The 23,068-nt window shown below is 61.3% G+C and carries 17 protein-coding genes, 3 tRNA genes and 1 pseudogene; 15 read left to right on the top strand and 6 right to left on the bottom strand.

Annotated features, from left to right (window positions below; genetic code table 11):
- The first annotated feature begins 50 nt into the window (after nt 1-50).
- Genes ACNAOV_RS06775 through ACNAOV_RS06765 form a run of 3 tightly spaced genes read left to right on the top strand, consistent with a single transcriptional unit; the run spans nt 51 to nt 3,267 of the window.
- A complete protein-coding gene (locus tag ACNAOV_RS06775) occupies nt 51-788 on the top strand; it encodes an ABC transporter ATP-binding protein (protein ID WP_416518174.1) in 738 nt (245 codons plus the stop codon).
- Nucleotides 785-2,821, top strand: coding sequence for an FtsX-like permease family protein (locus ACNAOV_RS06770; RefSeq protein ID WP_416517124.1), 2,037 nt, complete (start codon nt 785-787; stop codon nt 2,819-2,821). Before ACNAOV_RS06775 ends, ACNAOV_RS06770 begins: the two co-directional genes overlap by 4 nt.
- A gap of 14 nt (nt 2,822-2,835) precedes the next feature.
- Nucleotides 2,836-3,267, top strand: a complete 432-nt coding sequence (locus ACNAOV_RS06765; RefSeq protein ID WP_416517123.1) for an ABC transporter transmembrane domain-containing protein — start codon at nt 2,836-2,838, stop codon at nt 3,265-3,267.
- Nucleotides 3,268-3,318: 51 nt separating this feature from the next.
- On the opposite strand, the pseudogene ACNAOV_RS06760 reads toward ACNAOV_RS06765, so the two are convergent.
- From ACNAOV_RS06760 to galE, 4 genes and pseudogenes are all read right to left on the bottom strand, one after another.
- Nucleotides 3,319-4,481: pseudogene (locus ACNAOV_RS06760) on the bottom strand (IS1249 family transposase).
- Between the two features lie 187 nt (nt 4,482-4,668).
- Nucleotides 4,669-4,744: transfer RNA gene (locus ACNAOV_RS06755), tRNA-Phe, on the bottom strand.
- Nucleotides 4,745-4,791: 47 nt separating this feature from the next.
- Nucleotides 4,792-4,865 (bottom strand) — tRNA-Asp (locus tag ACNAOV_RS06750).
- 72 nt (nt 4,866-4,937) lie between these two features.
- A complete protein-coding gene (gene galE / locus ACNAOV_RS06745; RefSeq protein WP_416517122.1) occupies nt 4,938-5,948 on the bottom strand; it encodes a UDP-glucose 4-epimerase GalE in 1,011 nt (336 codons plus the stop codon).
- A gap of 149 nt (nt 5,949-6,097) precedes the next feature.
- On the opposite strand from galE, the gene trmB reads away from it, so the two are divergent.
- The 4 genes from trmB to ACNAOV_RS06725 all read left to right on the top strand — a co-directional run bounded on the left by trmB (nt 6,098) and on the right by ACNAOV_RS06725 (nt 11,062).
- Complete coding sequence (gene trmB, locus ACNAOV_RS06740) at nt 6,098-6,910, top strand: tRNA (guanosine(46)-N7)-methyltransferase TrmB (RefSeq protein ID WP_416517121.1); 813 nt, start codon at nt 6,098-6,100, stop codon at nt 6,908-6,910.
- Nucleotides 6,911-6,951: 41 nt separating this feature from the next.
- Entirely contained in the window at nt 6,952-8,973 is a 2,022-nt protein-coding gene (locus ACNAOV_RS06735) for a GTP-binding protein (RefSeq protein ID WP_416517120.1), read from the top strand.
- Between the two features lie 112 nt (nt 8,974-9,085).
- Nucleotides 9,086-9,472 (top strand): VOC family protein, encoded by a 387-nt coding sequence (locus ACNAOV_RS06730; protein ID WP_416517119.1) that lies wholly within the window; start codon nt 9,086-9,088, stop codon nt 9,470-9,472.
- Between the two features lie 57 nt (nt 9,473-9,529).
- Nucleotides 9,530-11,062 carry a xylulokinase gene (locus ACNAOV_RS06725; protein ID WP_416517118.1) on the top strand — a complete coding sequence of 511 codons (1,533 nt, stop codon included), beginning with the start codon at nt 9,530-9,532 and terminating at the stop codon, nt 11,060-11,062.
- 300 nt (nt 11,063-11,362) lie between these two features.
- Here the strand turns inward: ACNAOV_RS06725 and ACNAOV_RS06720 are convergent.
- Nucleotides 11,363-11,434: transfer RNA gene (locus tag ACNAOV_RS06720), tRNA-Glu, on the bottom strand.
- Nucleotides 11,435-11,494: 60 nt separating this feature from the next.
- Entirely contained in the window at nt 11,495-12,388 is an 894-nt protein-coding gene (locus ACNAOV_RS06715; RefSeq protein ID WP_029678731.1) for a glycosyltransferase, read from the bottom strand.
- Between the two features lie 90 nt (nt 12,389-12,478).
- Here ACNAOV_RS06715 and ACNAOV_RS06710 point away from each other — a divergent pair, with 90 nt between their 5' ends.
- The 8 genes from ACNAOV_RS06710 to ftsH all read left to right on the top strand — a co-directional run bounded on the left by ACNAOV_RS06710 (nt 12,479) and on the right by ftsH (nt 23,037).
- On the top strand, nt 12,479-13,918 hold the full coding sequence (locus ACNAOV_RS06710; protein WP_416517117.1) for an AI-2E family transporter: 1,440 nt from the start codon (nt 12,479-12,481) through the stop codon (nt 13,916-13,918).
- On the top strand, nt 13,918-15,144 hold the full coding sequence (locus ACNAOV_RS06705; RefSeq protein WP_416517116.1) for a glycosyltransferase family 2 protein: 1,227 nt from the start codon (nt 13,918-13,920) through the stop codon (nt 15,142-15,144). Before ACNAOV_RS06710 ends, ACNAOV_RS06705 begins: the two co-directional genes overlap by 1 nt.
- Nucleotides 15,145-15,196: 52 nt before the next feature.
- Nucleotides 15,197-16,042, top strand: a complete 846-nt coding sequence (locus ACNAOV_RS06700) for an ABC transporter ATP-binding protein (protein ID WP_416517115.1) — start codon at nt 15,197-15,199, stop codon at nt 16,040-16,042.
- Entirely contained in the window at nt 16,039-17,670 is a 1,632-nt protein-coding gene (locus ACNAOV_RS06695) for a hypothetical protein (protein ID WP_416517114.1), read from the top strand. The genes ACNAOV_RS06700 and ACNAOV_RS06695 overlap by 4 nt, the downstream gene beginning before the upstream one ends.
- Before the next feature lie 86 nt (nt 17,671-17,756).
- Nucleotides 17,757-19,208 carry a D-alanyl-D-alanine carboxypeptidase/D-alanyl-D-alanine-endopeptidase gene (dacB, locus tag ACNAOV_RS06690; RefSeq protein ID WP_416517113.1) on the top strand — a complete coding sequence of 484 codons (1,452 nt, stop codon included), beginning with the start codon at nt 17,757-17,759 and terminating at the stop codon, nt 19,206-19,208.
- On the top strand, nt 19,168-20,337 hold the full coding sequence (gene tilS, locus ACNAOV_RS06685) for a tRNA lysidine(34) synthetase TilS (RefSeq protein WP_416517112.1): 1,170 nt from the start codon (nt 19,168-19,170) through the stop codon (nt 20,335-20,337). The genes dacB and tilS overlap by 41 nt, the downstream gene beginning before the upstream one ends.
- Nucleotides 20,324-20,926, top strand: coding sequence for a hypoxanthine phosphoribosyltransferase (hpt, locus tag ACNAOV_RS06680; RefSeq protein WP_339346011.1), 603 nt, complete (start codon nt 20,324-20,326; stop codon nt 20,924-20,926). The genes tilS and hpt overlap by 14 nt, the downstream gene beginning before the upstream one ends.
- A complete protein-coding gene (gene ftsH / locus ACNAOV_RS06675; RefSeq protein ID WP_416517111.1) occupies nt 20,923-23,037 on the top strand; it encodes an ATP-dependent zinc metalloprotease FtsH in 2,115 nt (704 codons plus the stop codon). Before hpt ends, ftsH begins: the two co-directional genes overlap by 4 nt.
- The last annotated feature ends 31 nt before the right edge of the window (nt 23,038-23,068 follow it).

The raw sequence follows: 23,068 nt of genomic DNA, 5'->3' as shown, positions 1-23,068 counted from the left end.
GGATTCGTATGGTGCTCGGGGTTTCGTCGGGCTGTGGATTGGGGTTGGGTATGGCTATGGCTGGTGAGTTTCTGTCCCTTGAGGGTGTCTCCTATCATTACGGTTCGGGCGGGGCCGGCATCACCGACGTGTCCCTGCAATGCCCGCCTGGGTCGTGGACGGCGATCATGGGGCCCTCGGGCGCGGGCAAGTCGACCCTGCTGAATTGCGCCTCGGGCCTGCTGCCGGTCGACCAGGGCTTGGTGCACATCGGGCAGCATGACCTGGCCCGGATGGGAGAGGCCGACCTGACACGTGTCAGGCGTGACCTGATCGGGTTCGTGTTTCAGGACTACAACCTCGTCGAAGCGTTCACATGCCTGCAGAACGTGATGCTGTCCTTCCTCTTCGGCGGGCCGCGCATCGAGGTCGACGACGCCGTGCGGGCCCTGCAGGCGGTGGGTCTGGATGGTTTCGCCGACGTCTATCCCTCGGACATGTCGGGCGGGCAGCGGCAGCGTGTGGCGGTGGCCAGGGCTTTGGCCTCGAGGCCCTCGGTCGTCTTTGCCGACGAGCCGACGGGCGCCCTGGACACCGCCGGCTCCCAGCTGGTGCTGGACGCCTTCGGCCAGGTGGCGGCGCGGGGGTCCACGGTGCTGATGGTGACCCACGACCCGGATGTGGCGGCCCGTGCTGGCAGCACCGTGTTGCTGGTCGACGGCCGCATCCACTCGGTGTGGTCGGGCTGCACGGCCGAGCAGCTGGCCATGCACCTGGCCGAGACCACGTTGAGCGGGGCCGACCGGTGAGCGCGGGCATGGCCTCCCCGGCCCAGCAGGCGAGCCGACCCTGGCGCAAGCGGCCAACAAGGGCCAGCCTGTCCTTCTCCCTGGTCAGGGCCCACCGCTCCTCCTACTGGATCATGTGCCTGGCCGTGTTCGCCGCCACGACCCTGTCCTGCGCGACCCTGCAGGCACGTCAGGCGGGCCTGGCCTACGACGGCCTGCACGGCCTGGAGGGCCTGAACGCCTACCACCGCATTCTGACCAAGGCCTACTACGACCTGGCATTGAACACTGTGTCGCTGATCGCGCTGGTGTTCTGCCTGCTGGTGACGGTGTTCCTGGTCCTGTCATCGGTGTCCTTCCTGGTCCAGGAAAGGCGCCGGGAATACGGCCTGATGCGGCTCAACGGCGCCTCGGGCAAACAGGTCGTGGCCATGGCCCTGCGAGAGTTCTCCCTGCCCCTGGCCCTGGCCGACGCCGCGGGATGCCTGGCCGGATCCCTGCTGACCGTTCCTGTGGGCATGGCCTTCATAAGGGCCATGGGCACCACGGACATCGACCTGCTCTTCCACCCCAGGGCCCGCCTGTGGGTGGCGGCCGTGGCCTTCGCCCTGATGATGGCGGTCTGCCTGCTGGGCGTGTGGCTGGCCACGCGCAGGTTCGGGGCCGAGACCCCCCTGAAGCTGATGACACAACCGGCCGTCAAGGACAAAAAGGCCAGCCGGTTGCGGATCGTATGCTCCCTGGCCCTGTTCCTAGCCTCTATCACGGTCGCCTTCATGCCGGTCGACCGCTCGGAGTTCTACGACCGGCTGCTGGGCTTGATCGTCCTACTGATAATCACCGTGTACGTGGCCGCCCCCCTGCTGGTCCCCCCGGTAGCATCCCTGCTGGGCCTGCTGGCCGAAAAAACCGCGGCCGGACCGGGCCTGCTGGCCCGGCAACGGGTCCGCAGGGGCAGGGTAGGCGCCACGGCCATAGCGTTGCCGGCCATGATGGCGCTGACCATTCTGGTCTCCTTCATCCTCATCATGCAGGCGGGCCGCATGAGCTCGGTGGTGCTCAGCATCGAGCCCATGAAGGCCGACGTGGTGGCCTCCTCGGACGACCTGTCCCAGGCCGGCAGGATCTCGCGCACGCTGCAGGGGCTCGGACGGGAGGTCGGCACAGCCGACATCTACCAGACCCAGCAATGGGTCCTGACCGACAAGCACGGAAACATCCAGATGGACACCTTCCCCCAGGTCACCTGGGCCCAGGCCCGTGACCTGGCCGACCCCAGCCACAAGGACACCGCCCCCAAGGTGCTCCAGGGCAGCCTGGCCGACCTGGGCGCCGGCAAGGTGGCCATAAGCAGAGCATACGACAACCAGCGCAAGCCGGGCGACACGATCACCCTCATCGACCGCCACGACAAAAGACACCAGGTCCAGGTCGTGGCCGTCATCGAGCCGCCCAAGACCACCCCCCACGTGAACATGGACATGCTCACGACCGAGGATGGCCTGCCCAGGGAGGGCGAGAACGGCCGACTGTACGCCTTCATCACCGCCCGCGACCACACCCAGGCCGACGACATAGCCCAACAGATAAGGGACACCACCCACAAGATCACCGCCTTGAACAGGCAGGACTTCATCGACGACTACATCAAGACCAGCATCAAGGAGCAGCAGGGAACACCGCTCATGATAGCCGGCGGCACCATCCTGGCCCTGATATTCCTCGTCCAATCTATAGCCATAGGAATCAGCGAACGACGCATGCAGAACCGGCGCCTCAACCAGATGGGCGTCACCCGCGGCGCCCTCGCCTGGTCAGCGGCCATCGAGACCACACTCGACGTCACCGCCGGCATCATCCTCTCCCTCGTCGCCGTGGCCATCACCGAGGCATCCGTGGCGATAAGCTTCGTCCGGGACGGGGTCGGCATACAACACACACCCATCATCGCAGACATCTTCCTACCCATGTCCCTCCTGCTCCTGGCCGTCGCCATAGCCACCACCATCCTCTGCACACGCCTCACCCACAAGAACCAACCCACAAAACACTAGAGGCCAGGCCAACCATGAACTTTATCCACGTCGTCAGGAAATACATGCCGGGGCACATTCTTGCATACACGGCAAGCCTTCTGCTGGGAATCCTCGCACAAGCGGTCGTCCTGCTGCAACCACAGCTCAGCGGAGCCCTCATAGACGGCGTGCAACAACACAAAGCAATCGTATTAATCGCGGTGCAATTGGGAATACTGTTCATTCTTGGCGCTGTATTGACAGCAATCCAGCAAGCCATACTAGGCACAATAGGGGAGAAATCATTATATTCCATTCGCAACAGCATGGTCGACAAGTTTTTCCGGATGAGTTTGCTTGATAGGGAACAGAAACCTCCGGCCTGGTATTCGCAAAGAGTTTCCAATGATGCCGCTTTGATAAAGTCGGTTCCATCGCAATTCCTCTCACTGGTGCAAGGAATAATCCTGATTGTAGGCCTATAGGAACTAAACGCGTTGTTTTAGGTTCTGTGTGTGGGTTTGGTTGTGTGTTGGTCAGAGTGTGGTGTTGGGGTATCTGACTGGTGTGTGGAACTCGTTCCAGTTGATGGCGGTGCCGTAGTGTTCGGGCTCGTCCTGTTCCTGTCTGGTTTCCCGTTTGGGTGCTGGTTGTGGCTGGTGGTGTTCGTCCCTGATCAGGCTGGCGGGGTCGGGGTTGTCGGTTTTCATGTAGCAGTGCCGTTCGCAGGCGCGTCTCATGTGGCTCTCGGGTGGGCCGTGGTGTTGCAGGAGGGTGCGTTTGATGGGTGAGTCGACTCCTCCTTCCAGCCGGTTGGTGGTGCGTTCCACTGGCCCGCCGGCGGTGGGTTCGGGTTCCAGGAAGGCGAAGAGCTGCCTGTCTTGGAAGAGGTGTTCGGGCCTGCGGTAGCAGCGGCGGAGTTCCTGGTGGGTCCACCACCAGGATTGGTGGCTGGCTTTGGGGTTGGCTGGGTCGTCCTTGGCCATGGTGCGTTCGTCGATGAGGGTTTTCCATCTTTCGTGCCAGGCGTTCAAGGCCTCACCCCGACGCACCGCTTCCTCGATGGTATGGACCCGGGTGGGCTGGTCGGAGAGTCGCTTGAGTTCCTTGCCGGCCTGAAGTCGTGGTTTGAGTGTCAGGTCGGTTTTGGTGTTGCGTTGCACGTGCACCAGGCAGCGTCGGATGCGCGTGCCCGGCCAGCAGGCATGGCAGGCTTTCTGCACGCCGCGAAGGCCGTCGGTGATGAGCACGTCGGGCCCGGGGATGCGGGAGGACAGGGCCGTGTAGGCCGCCGTGTTCTCCTGATGGCACCACTGCCAGTCGATGACCTGGCCCGTCTGCCCGTCGATCGCTATCAGGAGGCACCAGCCGTGTGCCATATACGTGCCGTCGGCCATGAGCGTGTGATGGACCACCCCGTCCGGTGTGATTGCCGGCTTGATGTTCCAGCACCAGCCGACCCGTTTACGCCAGGCCCTGGCGCCCATGGCCCCATCTGTTCCCGGGTCCTGCCCGTCAGCGGCCAGTCCAGGAACTCCCTCAACTGCGCGGCGCGGGCCCGGTCCTGCCTGCGCGCGGTGGACGTGATCGAGCAGGACGGACACATCCAGCGCTGCGTGCCTGATCTGTTGCGCCCATGCTTGCGCATCCGTCCATGGCATATGGGGCAATGCCTGGCCCTCTTCGATCTGGTTCTCATTCCCCAATCGAACAGGAACGGGCACCCCTGCAAGACCCCTATTAACAACCCGACCTATTAACAACCACCCAACACGCTTACAGCCACAAGGCCAAACCCCCAACATAAACAACGCGTTTAGTTCCTATAGCCCATGAAATATCAATTAAGCCCCTAGATTCCTTAAGAATCTCAGGGGCTTAATGGCTGGTGGCTCCGAGCGGGATCGAACCGTTGACCTAGCGATTTTCAGTCGCTCGCTCTACCAACTGAGCTACAGAGCCATGAACAGTCGAAAAGACCCGGACAAACCGGGCCAGACCATTCCCAGCGACTCCGGCCGGACTTGAACCGGTGACCTCCGCCGTGACAGGGCGGCGCTCTAACCAACTGAGCTACGGAGCCGAGGCTGCTCGAACAGCCAAGAGGAAAGTTTACATGAGCGCCGGAGGAATGCAAGCCCCGGCGCGTCGCTGCCTAGTCCTGTTGCTGCCAGCCATCGGTGTCGATGTGGTGGGCGGGGTTGGCCTGCCAGGCCTTCCAGGCCGATTCGACGATCTCTTCGACGCCGTACTTGGCATGCCAGCCCATCTCGGTGTTGATCCGGGTGGGGTCGCCGATCAGGTGCGGCGGGTCGCCGGCACGGCGGGGCTTGATGGCCTCGGTGAAGGGCAGACCCGTCACTTTCCTGACCTCGTCCACGATTTGGCGAACGGATGTGCCCTGGCCGGTGCCCACGTTGAAGGCGTCGTAGCGGCGCTGGTCGCGGTCCAGGTAGTCCAGGGCGGCGATGTGGGCGTCGGCCAGATCGGAGACGTGGATGTAGTCGCGCACGCAGGTGCCGTCGGGGGTGGGGTAGTCGTCGCCGAAGATGGCGGGTGCCTTGCCCTGCCGCAGCCTGTCGAAGAGCATGGGAATCAGGTTGAGGACAGCCGGGTCCTCCAGGCTGACCGGTCCGCAGCCGGCCACATTGAAGTAGCGCAGGGCGCAGAAGCGGATGCTGTAAGGCTGCTCGCAGGCCCGGGCCATCCACTCGCCGACCAGCTTGGTCTGGCCGTAGGGGTTGATGGGGACCATGGGCTGCACATCCTCGGGGACCACGTCGACCGGAGGCTCGCCGTAGGTTGCTGCCGAGCTGGAGAAGACCAGCTTCTTGGCATCGGTCTTTGCCATGGCCGACAGGACGTTGATCATGCCGTTCAGGTTCTGCCGGTAGTACCAGATGGGCTTCTCCACCGATTCGCCCACCTGCTTGCGGGCTGCGAAGTGGATGACCGAGTCGACCTTGTTCTCCTTGATGATCTCAGCCAGACGCTGGTCGGCCCCCGGTGCGGCCACGTCGGCGCCGTAGAGACGGGCATCGCCGATCCGGCTGGGCTTGCCATAACTCAGGTCATCGACCACGACGACCTCCTTGCCGGCCTCCTGCAGGGCGTGGACCACATGGGCGCCGATGTATCCGCAGCCGCCTGTAACCAAAACTGACATCTGTATGCCTTTCCTGTCGAAAACCGGACGAAAGGGCTTGTTCGGTTTTGCAATCTTTTGTTGTTTTTTGTTCTAGATTGAGTATATCACGGGCACATGTGACTCCTGTGCCCGCTTGTATCCGCTTTCTAGGATATATATGAGCTGTGATGAGTGCAGAAAGACAGAGCAAGGCCCCCATGAGGTCCATCGTCTCCTATGTGAGGCGGTCCGAGAAGCTGAACGACCGGCTGGCGAGGGCTTGGGCTCGGTATTCTTCCAAATACCTGCTCGATTTGGGCCAGGCTGAGGGTTCGTTGACGGTTGCGGAGAATCTGCGTTGTGATGCAGCAATGATCAGGTCGGTCTGGGGACGGGATGCGCCGCTGATCGTCGAGATCGGATCGGGCCAGGGGGAGAACGTCGTGGCCAGCGCCCGGGAGCACCCCGATCTGAACTATCTGGCCCTGGAGGTCTATCAGCCAGGGTTGGCTCATACCATGCTGATGGCCGGTAAATCCGACCTGGATAATCTGCGGCTGGCCCAGGTCAACGCCCCGGACCTTCTGGCCCGTATGGATCCTGGACTGATAAATGAAGTCTGGACCTTCTTCCCCGACCCCTGGCCCAAGATGAAGCACCACAAGCGTCGTCTGGTCCAGCCGGCTCTGGCTGAAGAGCTGGCGAAGCGCCTGGTACCAGGCGGCATCTGGCGAATCGCAACCGACATCGAGGATTACGCCCTGCATGTGCATGAGGTGATGGATGGCAATCCGAAATTCAGGAACCTGGGCGATCTGCCAGTCAGCCTACCTACCCGGCATGTCGGCAAGGGGACGGCTGATCAGGCCGAATCCCTGCCTCATGCCATGTTCATGGAGTCGGAGCGGTTCGGCGGCAGGATCGTGACCAATTTCGAGCGTAAGGGGATCCAGGCCGGCCGGGTCATCCACGACCTGACCTATCAGGTTTCGGCAGACTGACCATAGAGTGCGCATAAACATGAAGAGCGAGGGAGGCCCCGATGGTCAAGAGGATAGTGGTAGGGATGCTGGCACATGTGGATGCCGGCAAGACCACCCTCTCGGAAGCCATGCTCTACCGGGGCGGGAGAATTCACCGTCTGGGCAGGGTGGACCATGGCGATGCCTATCTGGACACCGACGATCTGGAGCGGCAGCGGGGCATCACCATCTTCTCCAAACCAGCCCGGCTGACCTATCGTGATGTCGATCTGACCCTCATCGACACACCTGGCCATGTGGATTTTTCGGCCGAGATGGAGCGGGTCCTGTCTGTCTTGGATTATGCCCTTCTGGTCGTCGACGCAACCGCTGGATTGGAAGGGTATGTCGACACGCTCTGGCGACTTCTGACGCGCTACGGTGTGCCCACCTTCATTTTCGTCAACAAGTTGGATGCCCCTGGATCTGACGCCGCCCGCATACTGGAAAGCTGCAAGCAGCGCTGGTCTCCGGGCTGCTTCGATTTGAGCCGTGGACTTGGGCACGGTGATATGGAGGATGTGGCCCTGCTTGACGACGGTGTCATGGATGAGTACCTCAAGACCGATGGTATATCGGATGAGAGTCTGGCAAGGCTGGTTGCCGGCCGCCGTCTCTTCCCATGTTTCCTTGGGTCTGCCCTGCGCCTGGACGGGGTCGACGCCCTCCTGGAGGGGTTGGAGCGGTACACCCTTTCGCCTGTGTACGGCAAACAGTTCGGTGCAAGGGTGTTCAAGGTATCGCATGATGACAAGAGTGCCAGGTTGACCTGGCTCAAGGTGATCGGTGGCGACCTGCCGGTCAAATCCTCTTTGACCACCGAGCTCCGTCATGGGGATGAAGCCAGCCAAGCATCGGGTTCTGTCGCGCAGGCGTACGGGACAGCCGGAGATATGGGGAGGAACGGACACGTTGAGACCAGGGAGACGGTTGATCAGCTTCGTGTCTATTCGGGGGCTTCCTATACGTTGACGGACTGCGCCCAGGCCGGAAGCATCGTGGCGGCAACCGGCCTTGACCTGACACGTCCGGGGCAGGGGCTTGGGTGCGAGCGGAAGGATCTGACTCCTGTGCTGGAGCCGGTGCTGTCCTATGCAGTGTCAGCCGAGGGGGTGGACCCGCACCACTTGTTGAGCGCCTTGCGCATCCTGGAGGATGAGGATCCCCTCCTGCATGTGGTCTGGCAGGAACGGCTCCAGGAGATCCACTTGCGTATCATGGGCCAGGTTCAGTTGGAGGTGATTCAGGAGGAGCTGGATCGACGGTTCGGCATGCAGGTCTCCTTCAGCCAGGGCGGGATCCTATACAGGGAGACCATCGCGGCCCCCGTCGAAGGAGTTGGACATTTTGAGCCCCTCCGCCACTACGCCGAAGTCCACCTGCTCCTGGAACCCACGGAGCCGGGCAGCGGTCTCGGTTTCGCATCGACATGCAGTCTGGATCGCCTGGAGGGGAACTGGCAGCGGCTCATCATGACCCATCTGGCGGAGAAGGAGCATCTGGGCGTTCTGACGGGGTCACCCATCACCGATATGCGCATCACCCTGCTGGACGGCCGCGGGCACGTCAAGCACACCGAAGGCGGGGACTTTCGCCAGGCCACATACCGGGCCGTCCGGCAAGGGCTGATGAAGGCCCGCAATATACTGCTGGAGCCCTGGTACCATTTCAGACTCACCGTTCCCCAGGGGAATTTGGGCAGGGCCATGTCGGACATCTACCGGATGAAGGGCGGTTTCTCGGAGCCGCAGACAGACGGGGATACTGTCGAACTGGAAGGGGATGCGCCGGTATCACAGATGCGTGATTATGCCATAGAGGTCAGCGCCTACACTCACGGCCGTGGACATCTGACCTGTTTCTTCAACGGGTATCGTCCCTGCCAGGACCAGGATGCTCTTGTGGATTCCATCGGTTATGACCCCGAGTCCGACCTAGAGAACACCCCTGACTCGGTCTTCTGCGCCCACGGAGCAGGGTACCCGGTCAAATGGAACAAGGTGGAGGACTTCATGCACCTGCCCGGCGGCCGGTACATCTGAAGCACAACCTTGAGGTCTGCGCTTGGTTATCCTCAGTATCGAGCGGTACGAGGGAAGGATCATTCTGGGCGGTTTGCCATTGTTGCTTGATGATTCACCTAGAATTACGGGCATGATTGATCATCTGACGCTGAAGGTCCGTGACATCCAGGCTTCCATCGATTTCTATAGCAAGGCCCTGGCGCCATTGGGGTACGTGGCCAAGGCTCACCACGAGCCCACCATTGGGTTCGGTGCAGAGGATGACGGGGTCCACTCGGACTTTTATCTGACGCCGTATGAGGAAGGGGCTGGCTCGCCGGTGACTCACATAGCCTTCAGGGCCGCCGATGCTGCAACGGTGGATGCCTTCTACAGGGAGGCGCTCGCTGCCGGTGGCCGTGACAATGGTGCTCCAGGGTTGCGAGATTATCATCCCAAGTACTACTCGGCTTTCGTCTTGGATCCGGACGGGAACAATGTCGAAGCAGTGGTGGACTGGTCAGGGTCCCAGGGATAACTGCGTCAGTCCACATATGGGATCATGTAAGTATCCGGGCGGCTGGGAAAGCCTAGGATGACCGGTATGACCTATACAGCCGCATTCGACGTGGGGACCACGCAGGTCAAGGCTGTTCTTGTGGATGGCCAGGGCTCTGCCAGAGAGTGCGCGTCCAGCGGTCTTCTGCCGATTGACACGGGTGACGGGCGTATTGAGCAGAATCCTGAGGATTGGCTACAGGCCTTCATCGAGGTGTCCCGTGACCTTTTGGCCAGAGCCGGGCGGAGCATCGAGCACTTCAAGAGCGGCCAGGTCACCGGCATCATCATGAGTGGGCAGATGCAGGACCTGATTGCCCTGGATGCGCAGGGGCAGCCCGTCGGACCGGCGATCCTGTACGCGGATGGCAGGGCCGAAGAGGAGTCTGCTGAGCTGGTTGAAGCCTATGGGGCTGAGTCCTTCCGCGCCCAAGTGGGGAACCCGTGCGATGGGTCCCTGCCCGTAGCCAAGCTGATGTGGATGTCCAGGCATCAGCCCGACCGGTATGCGCAGGTTCGCCATGTGCTCATCGATGCCAAGGATTATCTGATTTGGTGGCTGACCGGTGTCTACTGCGGCGATGTGACGGCCTGTTCGACGGCAGGCGCCATGGATCTGTGCACGCGTAAGTGGAGAAGGGACATTTTGGAGGCGGCAGGCGTGGATGCTGCGATCTTCCCGGAACTTTACTGGCCTTGGGAGAGCGTCGGCGCCAGCACGCCGGGCGCATCCGCTGCCACGGGGCTTGCTCCGGGAACCACAGTCTATGCGGGAATGGGGGATGCTGGGGCATCCACCTTGGCTGGCGGAGTATTCCATCCTGGTCAGTTCAATATCAACCTGGGCACATCCGGGTGGATTGCCACGGTGACAGACCGAGCTGTAACCGACCGCCCTGGAATGGTCAATCTGGCCTATCTGGGCACAGACAGCATCATCAACACGGTACCTTTCCTCAATGCCGGCAATGTGCATGCTTGGGCTACCGGAGTCTTCGCAGGGGGCAGTCGAACCGAGGGCGACGGCGACCCGTATCGACGCATGGGGCACTTGTTGGAATCCAGCCCGGCAGGAGCGCGTGGTGTGATTTGCCTGCCCTATCTGGTGGGGGAGCGCTTCCCGATGATGAACCCTTCGATCCGCGGAGCCTATATCGGCATTTCTTCCAAGACCGAGGCCTGCGACCTTGCCCGAGCGGCGCTGGAGGGTGTGTCCTATTCGATTCGCCAGGGGCTTGACCTGATGGGCACGCCTATCGAACGCGTCACCCTGATTGGCGGTGGCACCCGTGAGCCCCAATGGTGCCAGATGCTGGCGGATATCCTTGACGCGCCCGTTCAGGTGCTTGACGATGCCCATCTCATGCCTGCAGTGGCCTTGGCCGAGCTGGTCTCTGTTGGCAAACAGACCGGCTCGTCTTCCCGGCCCGATCTGCAGGCCTTGGAAAAGTTGGTGGAAGCGAACCTTGTTGGACGGGTCTATTTACCCGACGACGCAAACCGCCATGTGTATGATGCTGGTTACAACCGGTTCCGGCGGTTATATCCGGCTTTGGGTTCCCTCCGGTAAGCGCCCATCAGATGCGGGCGTTGCTAATGGCTGGCGAGGACGATTAAAGCTGGCCTACGGATGGCAACAGGTTTGATTGCTTTCGCATGCTCGCAGACTGCACTATGCAAAGCTACAGAAATTCAAACAAGGAAGTTGTCATTTTGCTAGGGAATTTCCCTCGAAGGCGAGTTATACGTGTGTACTAAGGTGTGCACTATCTTAGCTTGATAGAGCTCTAAACGGCCCGATTCTGGTTTTGCACTGAATTTTGTCCGAGCCTGCTGCGGCGATATTCCGCCTTTTTAGCCCTTTGCCTTGTACCCCCGGAGAGAGTCGAACTCTCGCTGTCAGATTGAAAGTCTGGTGTCCTAACCGTTAGACGACGGGGGCGAACGTGCCCATGATACCCGCCCCCTATGGACCAGGCAAGCCTGGTGTGCCGTCCGCTGGTCAGTGGTCCTCCTGATCCAGCTCCTGGTCGCGCCGGTGGAAGAGCTCCATCTGTTCGCGGATCCAGACACGTTCCGCAGGGTTGATGTCTGCGGATTCCAGGTACTTCTGGTAAACGGGGTAGAAGGCTCGCAGGATGGGGTAGATGGCGTAGAGGGTGTGCTCGGGCTTCTGCTCCCGGGTGTGCTGCGGGTGGGCATCGAAGGTGTTCTTGAAGCGCTGCATGTAGTGGCGGAAGGATGTGAAGGAGGTGTCCATCCGGCGGGCGCTGATGCCCACGTTCATGTCCTTGCAGTAGACCGTCTTGAATCCCTGGTCGATCAGGTGCAGGGAGATATCGACATCCTCGTGCATGATGTCCTCCTTGTCCCTGCAGACCTGGTTGCGTATGGCCCGCCAGGCTGTTGCGCGCAGGGCCATATTGGATCCGTAGAGCAGGTATTGCCCGTCGTCCGCCCGGTAGATGGCCCGGCGGATGGTGTTGTCGCCCTTGAGTCCGATCCGCTTGCCCGGCATGTCGTAATAAGCCACTGGCCCGGTGGCGCCCATGGCCTTGGGGTCCCGGGTGAAGATGCCGGAGACCACCTCGACCCAGTTGGGACGGAGCATGCAGTCGGCGTCAATCCGGCCCAGCACGTCGCCGGTGGCCCGGTCAAGTCCGTAATTGCGGGTGGGAATCAGCCCTTGTTCGCTGTCCTGATGGAGGAGCTTGACATGCTGGTCAGGGTGCTGGTCGATGAATTGTTGGACGATGGAGGCCGTTGCGTCCGTGGAGTGGTTGTCGACTACCAGCACCTCTTTAGGTGCCTGGCTCTGCCTGGTGGCATTCAGGAGGCAGTCTTCAATGCGTTCTTCCTCATTCCAGGCGGGTATGACTATGGAAACGGTCAACATACCCTTCAGGATACGTGTGCCCGGATACACTGTCGGCTCAACCTGCGTCCCATAGCCCGCCATGTCAGCCATCTTGGGATAATGGAACATATGGCCAACGAGCAAAAGCAGCGCTTCGATTTCGCGACGGTCTTCCCGCCCAAGGGGGATCCGCGCCGACCTCCGGAATGGTTCGGCCGCGCCCTCCTCTACGTGGTCATAGCCGTCTTCCTGGCCTGGTTCGCCTACTCCTCTTGGTGGAAGATCGAATTCCTGGTGCTGGACGTGGTGATTGCCATCTTCGTCTCCCTGGCAATGGAGCCCCTGGTGCTCAGGCTGGTCAAACATGGTTGGCGGCGGGGAGCGGCCTCAGCGGTCACTCTGATAGGCCTGATCATCATTGTGATCGTCCTCCTGGGCATGTTCGGCAATCTGCTGGTCCAGCAGGTCATCGGCATGACCAACGGCTTGCCGGCCCTCTATGAGCAGGTGGCGGAATTCATCGCCAACCGCACCCCCTGGCATCTGCCGGCCATGCAGGATCTGGGTGGGGAGATTGTCAAGAACATCCAGACATCCTGGGTGACGGACTTCGCCGGGCAGGCCTTTACTACCACCGTGGGGCTGGCAGGGTCCTTCATCAATATCATGACCGTCCTGCTGGTCATCTATTACATCTCGGCCGCAGGTCCCAAGCTGCGCCGCAGCCTCTGTCAGTGGTTGGCCCCCAGGAGCCAGCGCCGCTTCCTCTTCGTCTGGACCATCGCCCAGGACCAGATCTCCAGCTTCCTGTTCAGCAGGACCATCCTGGCGCTCATCTCCGCGGCCTGCATGTCGGTTTTCCTGGTCATCCTCAAGGTGCCCTACTGGCTGCCGTTGGCCCTATTCTGCGGGCTGGTGTCCCAGTTCGTGCCCACCATCGGCACCTACATAGGCGGGGCCGTTCCCATAGTGGTGGCCTGGGGGAGCCGTGGACTGCTGATGGCTGTTATTGTGCTGGTCTACATCATCATCTACCAGCAGATCGAAAACATGATCCTGGCCCCCAAGATCTCCCAGCGGACCATGGACCTCAACCCGGCCATCGCCTTCCTCTCCGTACTGGCACTAGGGGCGGTCTTCGGCGCCCTGGGAGCCTTCCTGGCCCTGCCTCTGGCGGCCAGCTTCCAGGCCATCTTCTCGGCTTCGGTCAAGCATTACGAGCTGATTGACTCACCGCTCATGCAGGATCCCAAGCCGGTCGGCAAGTCCAAGGTGGTCGAAGGTGTCGAGGCCTTCAACGAGCACGTGGTCCAGCCGATGGCCAGCCACGTGGGCAGCCGGTCCGCCAAGGGGACCAGTGCCAGGGTCCGAGTGGAAGACCCTGTCATGACCATTGCCAGCCAGCTCTACCCGACATCCTCACCGACGGCCAAGGACCTGGACGAGTCGGCCACGGTGCCCATACCCAAGTCCGCCTCGGCGCCGGTAAAGCACAGGCCGCTCAAGGGTGCCGAGACCGGGGACGAGGCCTCCGATGGGGAGGACAACCCCCGCAAGGAGTGGCGCTGATGGCCCTGCTTAAGGTGTTGGACGTTCTGATGCTGCTGTTGGGTGGAGTTGGCATCGTCTACCAAGCCATCTGCATCGTCATCTCCTTTGTCTCCAAACCGGTGGTCTTTCCCGATGCCCCCTTCGACAAGCGGTTCGCCGTCCTTATTTCCGCCCGCAACGAGGAGCAGGTGGTTGGTCATCTGATCAACTCCATCAAGGAGCAGACCTATCCATTCTCCATGGTCGACATATGGCTGGTGGCCGACAACTGCACTGACGATACCGCCGGGCTGGCCAGATCTCTTGGCTGCCATGTGGTTGAGCGGCAGGACCCAAACCGGGTGGGCAAGGGTTACGCTCTGACCTTCCTGCTGGAGCAGATAATCGATCGGGGACTTGACTCCCGTTACGATGCCTACTTCGTCTTTGACGCGGACAATATCCTGGACCGCCATTACATAGAAGAGATGAACAAGGCCTTCCAGTCCGGCTTCCGCATACTGACCAGTTACCGGAACTCGGTCAACTTCTCGGACAACTGGGTTTCCTCCGGCTCGGCCCTATGGTTCATCCGAGAATCCCGGTTCCTCAATACCTCAAGGATGGTCATTGGCTCCAGCTGCCACGTGGGCGGCACCGGATTCATGTTCTCCAGGGAGGTTATGGAGCGCAACAACGGCTGGAAGTTCCACCTGCTGACCGAAGACCTGGAGTTCACCATGGACTCGGTTCTGCATGGCGAGCGCATCGGCTATTGCGGCACTGCCATCCTCTATGACGAGCAGCCGGTCACCTTCAAGCAGAGCTGGCGGCAGCGGCTGCGCTGGAGCAAGGGCTTCCTTCAGGTCTTCCGCTACTATGGGCCTGCCCTGATCTCCCGGGCCTTCCGTGAGCGCGACTTCTCGGCCGTTGACCTGACCATCCTGATCTGTCCCTTGACCGTCTTGGGCCTGGTCCGTTGCTTCTTCGGTCTGCTCTTTCCAGCATTGGGTTTCGTGACCTGGACCAGCCAGATAACCACCCTGATCGATGGCATTGCAGCTGGGATTCTGGGCCTCCTGGCCATGATGGGTCTGGCTGCCCTGACCGTGCTGGCCGAGCGGGACAAGATCGGCGCATCCAACAAGGAGCTTTTCGCATATTGCCTGAGCTTCCCCATTTTCATGCTCAGCTACGTGCCCATCTCCTTCCAAGCCATTTTCGCCAATCCGGGATGGAAGCCCATCGAGCACTCAGGGCATTAAGGTCAGTTGTCCCTCAATCGGCAGCTAGAGGGCATACGGTAGACTTAAGGCCATGTCCGATGAAGCGCAAGCAGCCAGCATGACCGCCCAGATGGCAGTGGCTCCTCCGCCAGATCCGCAGGCAGCGGTTTCTATTCGCGCCCTGGTCAAGTGCTACCAGGGACGGCCTGCTGTCAACGCCCTCTCTCTGGACATTCCCAGGGGGTCCTTTTACGGGATAGTCGGCCCCAATGGCGCAGGGAAGACCACCACGCTGAACATGATGACCGGACTCCTGGTGCCAGACTCCGGCAATGTCATGATCCTGGGCAGGGACGTGTGGTCGGATGTGGATACGGCTAAGCGGATCATCGGCGTCATGCCCCAAGCCGATCAGATCTTCGACAGGCTGACTGGTCTGCAACTGCTGGTTTACTCGGGCATGCTTCGACGGATGCCGCGCAGTGAGGCCCTGGGCCGGGCCAGGGACCTGCTTGAGGCCTTCGACCTGACTGATGCCGGCGGCAAGAGGGTCTGTGATTATTCATCGGGCATGACCAAGAAGATCTGCCTGGCTACAGCCATGATTCATTCCCCCAGACTTCTGGTGCTGGATGAGCCCTTCGAATCGGTCGACCCAGTCTCCAGCGCCAATCTCAAGGACATTCTGGCCGAATATGTCGATACCGGAGGAACAGTGGTCATCTCCTCGCATGTCATGGCCCTGGTGGAGCGGATGTGCACCCATGTGGCCATCATCAATCATGGCCTGGTGCGGGCAGATGGCACGGTGGCCCAGGTTGCTGCCGGCGAGGATCTGGAGGATCGCTTCCTGGAGCTTGTCGGAGGCCGTCACCAGGCTAAGCGAATCGCCTGGCTGAACGGCTCCGGGTCCGAGGAAGACCAGGAGACGCAATGAGAACGGCATCCACCATCATCGCCATGCGTTGGTCCATTACCTGGGGAACCATCAAGCACTCCTCCTGGCAGATGGTTGGCGCCATCATCAGCTTGCTCATGGCCATAGGCATCTGCTTGGCCTCGTGGCAGGTCGCGCTGACACTCGGGGGCTGGCTGCCCAGTGCTACTCCGGGCGACCGGCAGCGCATGGGAACCATATTGGTCCTCTTCCTGGTCGGGCTGACTCTGGGAGTGGTCCTGATTCAACTGGCTTTTCTTGGCCAGGGGTCGATTCTGAGCCCCTCGCGATTCGTTCTGTACGGGATTCCTGACAGCCAGCTGCAGGTGGGGCTCTACCTGGCTGGGCTGATCGGACCTACGGGATTGACGGGTCTTGTCTGCTTCCTGGCCCTGACGGCCATCTATGCGCGCATAGGTGTCGGAGCTGTGATCGTGGCTTTGATTGCATCCTTGCTGGCGATCATGGTAATGCTGGCCTTGTCCCGGGCTGTTTTGGACCTGGTCGGTACCCTGGTGGTTTCCAAGCGCACTCGATCCGGGCTCTACTTACTGGTCACCATGGTGATCATGCTTTTGTGTATGCTTCCCTCTCTGCTGGACAGCGGGATTATGGATGGCATGGCAGTCGACACTTATTCCCTCAAGCACTTGGCCGATATACTGGCCTGGACGCCACTGGGCGCCGCCGTCCGTCTGCCGGAGGATTTTCTGTCGGGATCATGGTGGGCTCTGGTCGGACGTCTGTGTGTGGAGCTGGCCGCCCTGGCTCTCTGTTTCATGATCGGCATGCTGTGTCTGCGTCATGACCGTTTATACGCGGGGGCCAGTGCTGAAAGGTCGTCTGCCCCCAAGGGGCTGGGGATGCTGGGCCGGTCCCGGGACGCTGTGGATGCCATGACCGCGCGATTGCTGATCTACCTTCGTCAGGACCCCCGCAGACTTGTCAGCTATCCGCTTCTACTTGTTGTGGTGATTCTGTACGCGGTAATCTTCCGCCAGATGCCCATGATGCTATGGTTGGGGCCGGTTGTGGGCGCCTGGGTGCTGGAGATTCCCGAGGGCAACGCATTGGCCTACGATGGGCTTGCCCTGCGCATGGAGATAGCGGCGGGAGTGAAGGGTCGTGAGGACCGGCTCTCCCGTGTCCGAAGCCATCTGAGCGTGGCCATGCCCTGTATACTCCTGCTTGGGCTGGTGACTTTAGTGCTTTCCGGGGCGATGAAGGGGGGACGAGATCTGGTCATCTCCCTGGATATGCTGGCTGCGACCATAGGATTGCTCCTGTCTGGGCTGGGGGTTGCCCAGGTCTTCTCGGCTCTACTCATCTACCCGGTGCCCTCCATGGACCAGCCCTTCACCTCACCGCAGGGACGCGCCGTTGCCCAAGGCTTCCTGCCAATGCTGCAGTTGCTGACTAGCCTGGTGATCATGCTGCCCACCTTCTTGGTGGCACTGCTGGCCATGACCACAGGCGGGATTCTTCCGCTCTGGCTGCCTGTGCCCGTCGCGCTGGCGAACGGTCTGATAGTGCTTGCCGTAGGTGTCGTTATAGGGTCTCGGATCTTCGATCGTCGTCAGTCGGCCATCCTGCTGACTCTGGATCGCTATGCCTCTCTGCAGTCCTGAGACAGTGACAGGACCAGTACTAGGCTAGTTGGATGATGTCGACCGGGCCGAACTCGGTTGGCGAACACAAGTCCGGGAGTGAGCAATTGGGTGACAGACATCAGCTGCGCATGACACGCCGTCGTCGGACCAAACGACGCTGGCGGGTGGCCCTGGCCATGCTTGTGGCTATCGTGCTTGTCGTCGGCTATGCATGCATGGACCTGGCCGATCTGGTGCCCGGACCGCTGACCTTGGCCAAGACCAGTCATTCTTCGGTCCCCCCTGCGGTCATGATGGGCGAGCCGCCGACTTTCGTCGCGGACAAGCCCGGGTCCGCAGTGGATGCCGGACAGGTACAGCAGCTGGTCAACGCTTTCGCCAGCACGCCGGGCCTGGGCAATGCGTACTCGCTGGTTGTTCGACAGGCTGATGGACGGGTCCTGGCTCAGAAGAACGCCGATCAGGCACGCCAGCCGGCCTCTACCATGAAGACCTTGACTGCAGCCGCGGCCGCCTCGGTTCTGGATATGTCCTCCCAACTGGATACTGAGGTGGTTCTCAATTCCTCCACCTCTTCGCAGGCGACGCTGACCCTGCGCGGTCACGGCGATATGCTGCTGGGGGTAGGCAAGGACGATCCCCTGCACGTCAATGGCCGGGCCGGCCTTGGGACTCTGGCCGAGAAGACGGCTCAGGCTCTACACCAGCAGGGAATTGGTCGGGTGACTCTGGCCTACCAGGACACGCTTTTCGGCAACGATCGGGCGCCGAAGGGAATCGAAGCAAACAATGCTGATGGAATCTACTTCCAGGAGCCTGTCGCTATGGCCGTGGATGAGGCCAGGCAGGGACGGACTGAGCCTGTCGCCTATCCGGACGCAGGCGGGGTCTACCTGCCCAGGGTTCAAAACCCGGCAGGAGCTGCTGCAGCAGTCTTTGCCAGCCGCCTGACGGAGTCCGGGATCCAGGTGGACAATGCCCAGGCGCCAAACCAGAGCGACCATGCTCAGGGCAAGGTTCTGGCCCGTATTCACTCGGCACGGCTCAGCGAGATTATGTCGCTGATGCTACGCAACTCCGACAACAGCCTGGCCGAGCTTTTCGGTCGTCTGACCGCCTTGGCCCTGGATATGCCCAACAGTCCGGCCGGGGCTGTGAAAGCCGTGACCAGCACGCTGAACAAGCTGGGCGTAGACACCACAGGCCTCAACATGGCTGATTGCTCGGGGCTGACCCCTGGCTCCAGTCTCAAGGTGGGTACCTTGGCGGATGTCCAGCAGCTGGCCCTGTCCGAGAAGGGGCTTACCCCCCTGGTCAAGGGTTTGTCGGTGGTGGGGCTGACCGGCACGGCAGCGAGGCGGAAAATAGACAATCAGGCCGACGGGCTGATCAGGGTCAAGACCGGTACCCTGGACCACGTGACTTCACTGGCAGGCAATGTGATTCGACGTTCCGGCGGTGTTCTGGTCTTTGCCGTGGTCGTCAACGATCCTGAGGATGTGGCTGCTGCCCGGCATGCTGTGGACACCCTGGTCGGATCCCTGGATCGGCTCTGAGCAGGAAGCGGCCTGGATCATGGTCTATTCAGCAGAGATGAAAAAGGCGGTGGGGCTCCTGCGTTCAACCCTGGACCAGGAGGGCCTGGGCCTGCAGGATAGGCGGTTCGCTCATCACGGGGTGCACCAGCCCGATCCGGATGCCCCATTGATTCTGGTGGCCTGCTCGGGAGGCCGGGATTCGCTGGCCCTGGCCTGCGTGGCCCACCTTGTGGCAGATATGACTGGCCTACGGTGTGGTGCCCTGCTGGTCGACCACGGTCTGGTGCCGGATTCAGATCGGATCGCCAAGCGCGCGGCTGGAACCTGCCGGGAGCTGGGCTTGGATCCGGTCCGCGTTACCAGAGTGGATGTACCCGTCACTTCGGCTGGTCCTGAGGCCGATGCCCGTGTAGCCCGTTACCGAGCCCTCTCCGAACAGGGCCTTGAGTTGGGCGCCAGGGCCGTTCTCCTGGCGCACACCCGTGACGATCAGGCCGAGACGGTACTGATCGGTCTGATTCGCTCCCAGGGCCTGGATGCCATCACCGGCATGGCTCGGGGTATGGAGCGTGGAGGAATGCGCTACCTGCGCCCATTCCTGGACCTGGACAGGAAGGATACCACGGCCATTTGCCGCCAGCAGGGGATCCACTGGTGGGACGACCCCACCAACGGCGATGATCAGCCGGCTGGTTCCGTGCTTCCCGAGACGATGCCACTGCGGTCGCGCATCCGTCATGACCTGTTGCCCGCCTTGAATCGCTTCGCTGGCCGGGACATGGTCCGCCGACTGGCCCTGGGCGCGGATATGGCCCGTCTGGATCAGGATTACTTGGACTCCCAGGTGGATGGACTTTACCGGCGGCTGGTTGCGAGTCCCGACTCGGGCCAAAAGACCGAAGGTGTTCTGGCCTGCTTGGATGCTCGCGGATTGGCCGACTGTCATCCAGCTCTGCGCACCCGTCTGCTGGCCCAGGTGCTGACCAGGCTGGGCATACGGTTCACGGCCGTGCAGGTCCGTGCCCTGGATGATTTGGTCTGCCGGTGGCACGGCCAGCAGGGCCCTCGCTTTCCCAGCTCCCATACAGCAATCCGTAAGGGTCAAGTCATTCTCATATGCAATGATGGAGACCATGCGCATCGCTGATATTCAATCCCATATCGACCATGAACTGGTGTCCAAGGAACGGATAGAGGAGCTGATCAACCGGACGGCCGAGCAGGTTAGCCGGGATTATCAGGGTAAGAACCCGATTATGCTGGCCGTGCTCAAGGGGGCTTTCAACACGCTCGCCGCCCTCTCACAGGCCGTCACCATACCGGTTCAGATCGAGTTCATGAGCATTTCCAGCTATCCGGCAGGCAAGACCAGCGTTTCCAAAGGGGACCTGGACATCAGGATGGATTTGGACTGCGATGTGCGCGGACGGCATATTCTGATCGTTGAGGATATTATCGATTCCGGCTACACCTTGCACTGGTTGGTTGAGCATCTCAAGGAACGGGGAGCCGCATCGGTGGAGATCTTCACCCTGCTGGACAAGACCTCGCGACACGAGGTCGAGGTGGATGTCAAGTATCCAGGGTTCGCCATACCCGACGAATTCGTTGTGGGCTTCGGGCTGGATTACGACGAGCAGTACCGTAATCTTGACTCGATAGCCGTACTCAGGTCCGAGGAATACATGGACCCGACCCAGGAACAGGATCATCAGGATCAGGGGGAGCAGTCATGAGCTACTCGCAGGGACCGCAGCAGGGTCCGCCCAATGGAGGCAGGGACAACGGGGACAAGGGCAACAACCCCTTCAACTTCAACCTGGGCAACAACGGTTCTGGCCCCAACGGGGGCAACCGATCATTCTGGCGTTCCCCCTGGCTTTGGGGGATTCTGGCCGTGGTCATCATCCTGGCCATCTTCGGCTTCTTCAGCAGCCAGAACGGCGCCCAGACCATCGACACCCAGGATGGCCTGGAGCTGCTGAACGACCGCAGCAGCATGGTCAAGAAAGCCGAGATCACCGAGAAGATGCAGGTCGTCGAGCTCAAGCTCAACAGCGACTTCGTCAAGGATGTACCCGGCTTCCGCGGCAACCGCACCTCCAAGAACTTCGGCAAGGACGTGCAGTTCTACTACGTGGAGGCCCAGGGGGAGCAGGTTGTCAAGGCCGTTGAGAAGGCCAAGCCCTCCGAGGGGTACAACTCGGTAGTGCCTCAAACCAGCATGATGAGCTATCTGATCTCCTCCATCCTGCCCATGCTGATCATCCTGGGGGTCTTCTGGTTCCTGCTCTCGCGCATGTCCTCGGCGGCCGGAGGCGGCATGTTCGGCATGGGCGGTAAGAAGAACTCCGCCCGGCTCAACGACGGGCAGACCCCCAAGACCAAGTTCTCGGACGTGGCCGGCGAGGAGGCCGCTGTCCAGGAGGTGGAGGAGATCAAGGAGTTCCTCAAGGACCCCTCCAAGTACAAGGCCCTGGGTGCCCGCATACCCCGTGGTGTCCTGCTCTATGGTCCCCCTGGAACCGGCAAGACCCTGCTGGCAAGGGCCATCGCCGGAGAGGCCAGCGTGCCCTTCTACTCCATGGCAGGCTCCGACTTCGTCGAGATGTTCGTCGGTCTGGGTGCCTCCCGAGTGCGTGACCTGTTCGACGAGGCCAAGAAGAATGCGCCGGCCATCATCTTCATCGACGAGATTGATGCAGTGGGCGGCAAGCGCGGATCTGGCATGAGCGGCGGTCACGATGAGCGCGAGCAGACCCTGAACCAGCTGCTGGTCGAGATGGACGGCTTCGACAACGACACCAACCTGATCATCATTGCAGCCACCAACCGTCCCGACATCCTGGACCCGGCCCTGCTCAGGCCCGGCCGATTCGACCGTCAGGTGGCCGTGGAGGCACCAGATCTGGAGGGCCGCGAGGCCATCCTCAAAGTCCATGCCAAGGGCAAGCCCTTTGTGCCGGATGTGGACCTGCACACTGTGGCCGTGCGCACACCCGGCTTCACTGGCGCCGACCTGGCCAATGTGCTCAACGAGGCTGCCCTGCTGACCGCTCGCTCCGACGCTCAGCTGATTGACAACCGGGCCATCGACGAGGCCATCGACCGTGTGTTGAGCGGACCTCGGCGGCGGACCAAGGGCATGGCTCTGGCCGAGATGCGCAACACCGCCTACCACGAGGGCGGCCACGCCATGGTTGCTGCGGCCCTGCACCACACCGACCCGGTCACCAAGGTGACCATTCTGCCTCGTGGACGGGCTCTGGGCTACACCGCGGTCATGCCCACCACGGACCGGTACTCTCAGTCCCGCAACGAACTGCTGGACCAGATGGCTTACGCCATGGGCGGTCGCGTGGCGGAAGAAGTAGTCTTCCACGACCCGACCACCGGCGCCTCCAACGACATCGAGAAGGCCACCAGCATCGCCCGGCAGATGGTCCTGCAGTATGGCTTCTCCTCCAAGCTGGGTGCCATCAAGTGGGCTGACGAGAACGACCAGGATTCCGGGCTTGATGCTTTGAAGCCCCACAATTATTCGGAGAAGACCGCCGAGGCCATCGATGAGGAAGTCCACAATCTCATCGAGACGGCACACCAAGAGGCCTGGCAGATCATCACCGAGAACCGTGATGTACTGGACGAGCTTGTTCGTCAGCTCCTGGTCAAAGAGACCCTGAACAAGGACGAGTTGGCTGCGGTCTTCGCTGGCCTGCGCAAGGCTCCCGAGCGTCAGCTCTGGCTGTCTGCTCCGGATAGACCGGATTCCGAACAGCCTCCGGTGGAGATTCCTGAGGAGCTCAGGCGCAGCGTAAACGGGCCGTCCGCAACGGACCAGCACTGAATTCCGGATCGGCTCGGTGCCATGCTTATGG

Origin of the sequence: Bifidobacterium asteroides (assembly GCF_048001765.1) — a bacterium.
GTDB classification, from domain to species: Bacteria; Actinomycetota; Actinomycetes; order Actinomycetales; family Bifidobacteriaceae; genus Bombiscardovia; species Bombiscardovia asteroides_K.
The sequence above is the reverse complement of the archived record's forward strand: the minus strand, read 5'-3'. Positions and strand labels throughout refer to the sequence as shown.

Bases quoted from the DNA above. Each gene is read 5' to 3' on its own strand.
- ACNAOV_RS06765 (WP_416517123.1), top strand. From the start codon at position 2,836: ATGAACTTTATCCACGTCGTCAGGAAATACATGCCGGGGCACATTCTT.
- ACNAOV_RS06725 (WP_416517118.1), top strand. From the start codon at position 9,530: ATGACCGGTATGACCTATACAGCCGCATTCGACGTGGGGACCACGCAG.
- ACNAOV_RS06700 (WP_416517115.1), top strand. From the start codon at position 15,197: ATGTCCGATGAAGCGCAAGCAGCCAGCATGACCGCCCAGATGGCAGTG.
- ftsH (WP_416517111.1), top strand. From the start codon at position 20,923: ATGAGCTACTCGCAGGGACCGCAGCAGGGTCCGCCCAATGGAGGCAGG.
- ACNAOV_RS06730 (WP_416517119.1), top strand. From the start codon at position 9,086: ATGATTGATCATCTGACGCTGAAGGTCCGTGACATCCAGGCTTCCATC.
- ACNAOV_RS06775 (WP_416518174.1), top strand. From the start codon at position 51: ATGGCTATGGCTGGTGAGTTTCTGTCCCTTGAGGGTGTCTCCTATCAT.
- hpt (WP_339346011.1), top strand. From the start codon at position 20,324: ATGCGCATCGCTGATATTCAATCCCATATCGACCATGAACTGGTGTCC.
- ACNAOV_RS06695 (WP_416517114.1), top strand. From the start codon at position 16,039: ATGAGAACGGCATCCACCATCATCGCCATGCGTTGGTCCATTACCTGG.
- ACNAOV_RS06710 (WP_416517117.1), top strand. From the start codon at position 12,479: ATGGCCAACGAGCAAAAGCAGCGCTTCGATTTCGCGACGGTCTTCCCG.
- ACNAOV_RS06735 (WP_416517120.1), top strand. From the start codon at position 6,952: ATGGTCAAGAGGATAGTGGTAGGGATGCTGGCACATGTGGATGCCGGC.
- ACNAOV_RS06715 (WP_029678731.1), bottom strand. From the start codon at position 12,388: ATGTTGACCGTTTCCATAGTCATACCCGCCTGGAATGAGGAAGAACGC.
- galE (WP_416517122.1), bottom strand. From the start codon at position 5,948: ATGTCAGTTTTGGTTACAGGCGGCTGCGGATACATCGGCGCCCATGTG.
- tilS (WP_416517112.1), top strand. From the start codon at position 19,168: ATGCTGTGGACACCCTGGTCGGATCCCTGGATCGGCTCTGAGCAGGAA.
- ACNAOV_RS06705 (WP_416517116.1), top strand. From the start codon at position 13,918: ATGGCCCTGCTTAAGGTGTTGGACGTTCTGATGCTGCTGTTGGGTGGA.
- trmB (WP_416517121.1), top strand. From the start codon at position 6,098: ATGAGTGCAGAAAGACAGAGCAAGGCCCCCATGAGGTCCATCGTCTCC.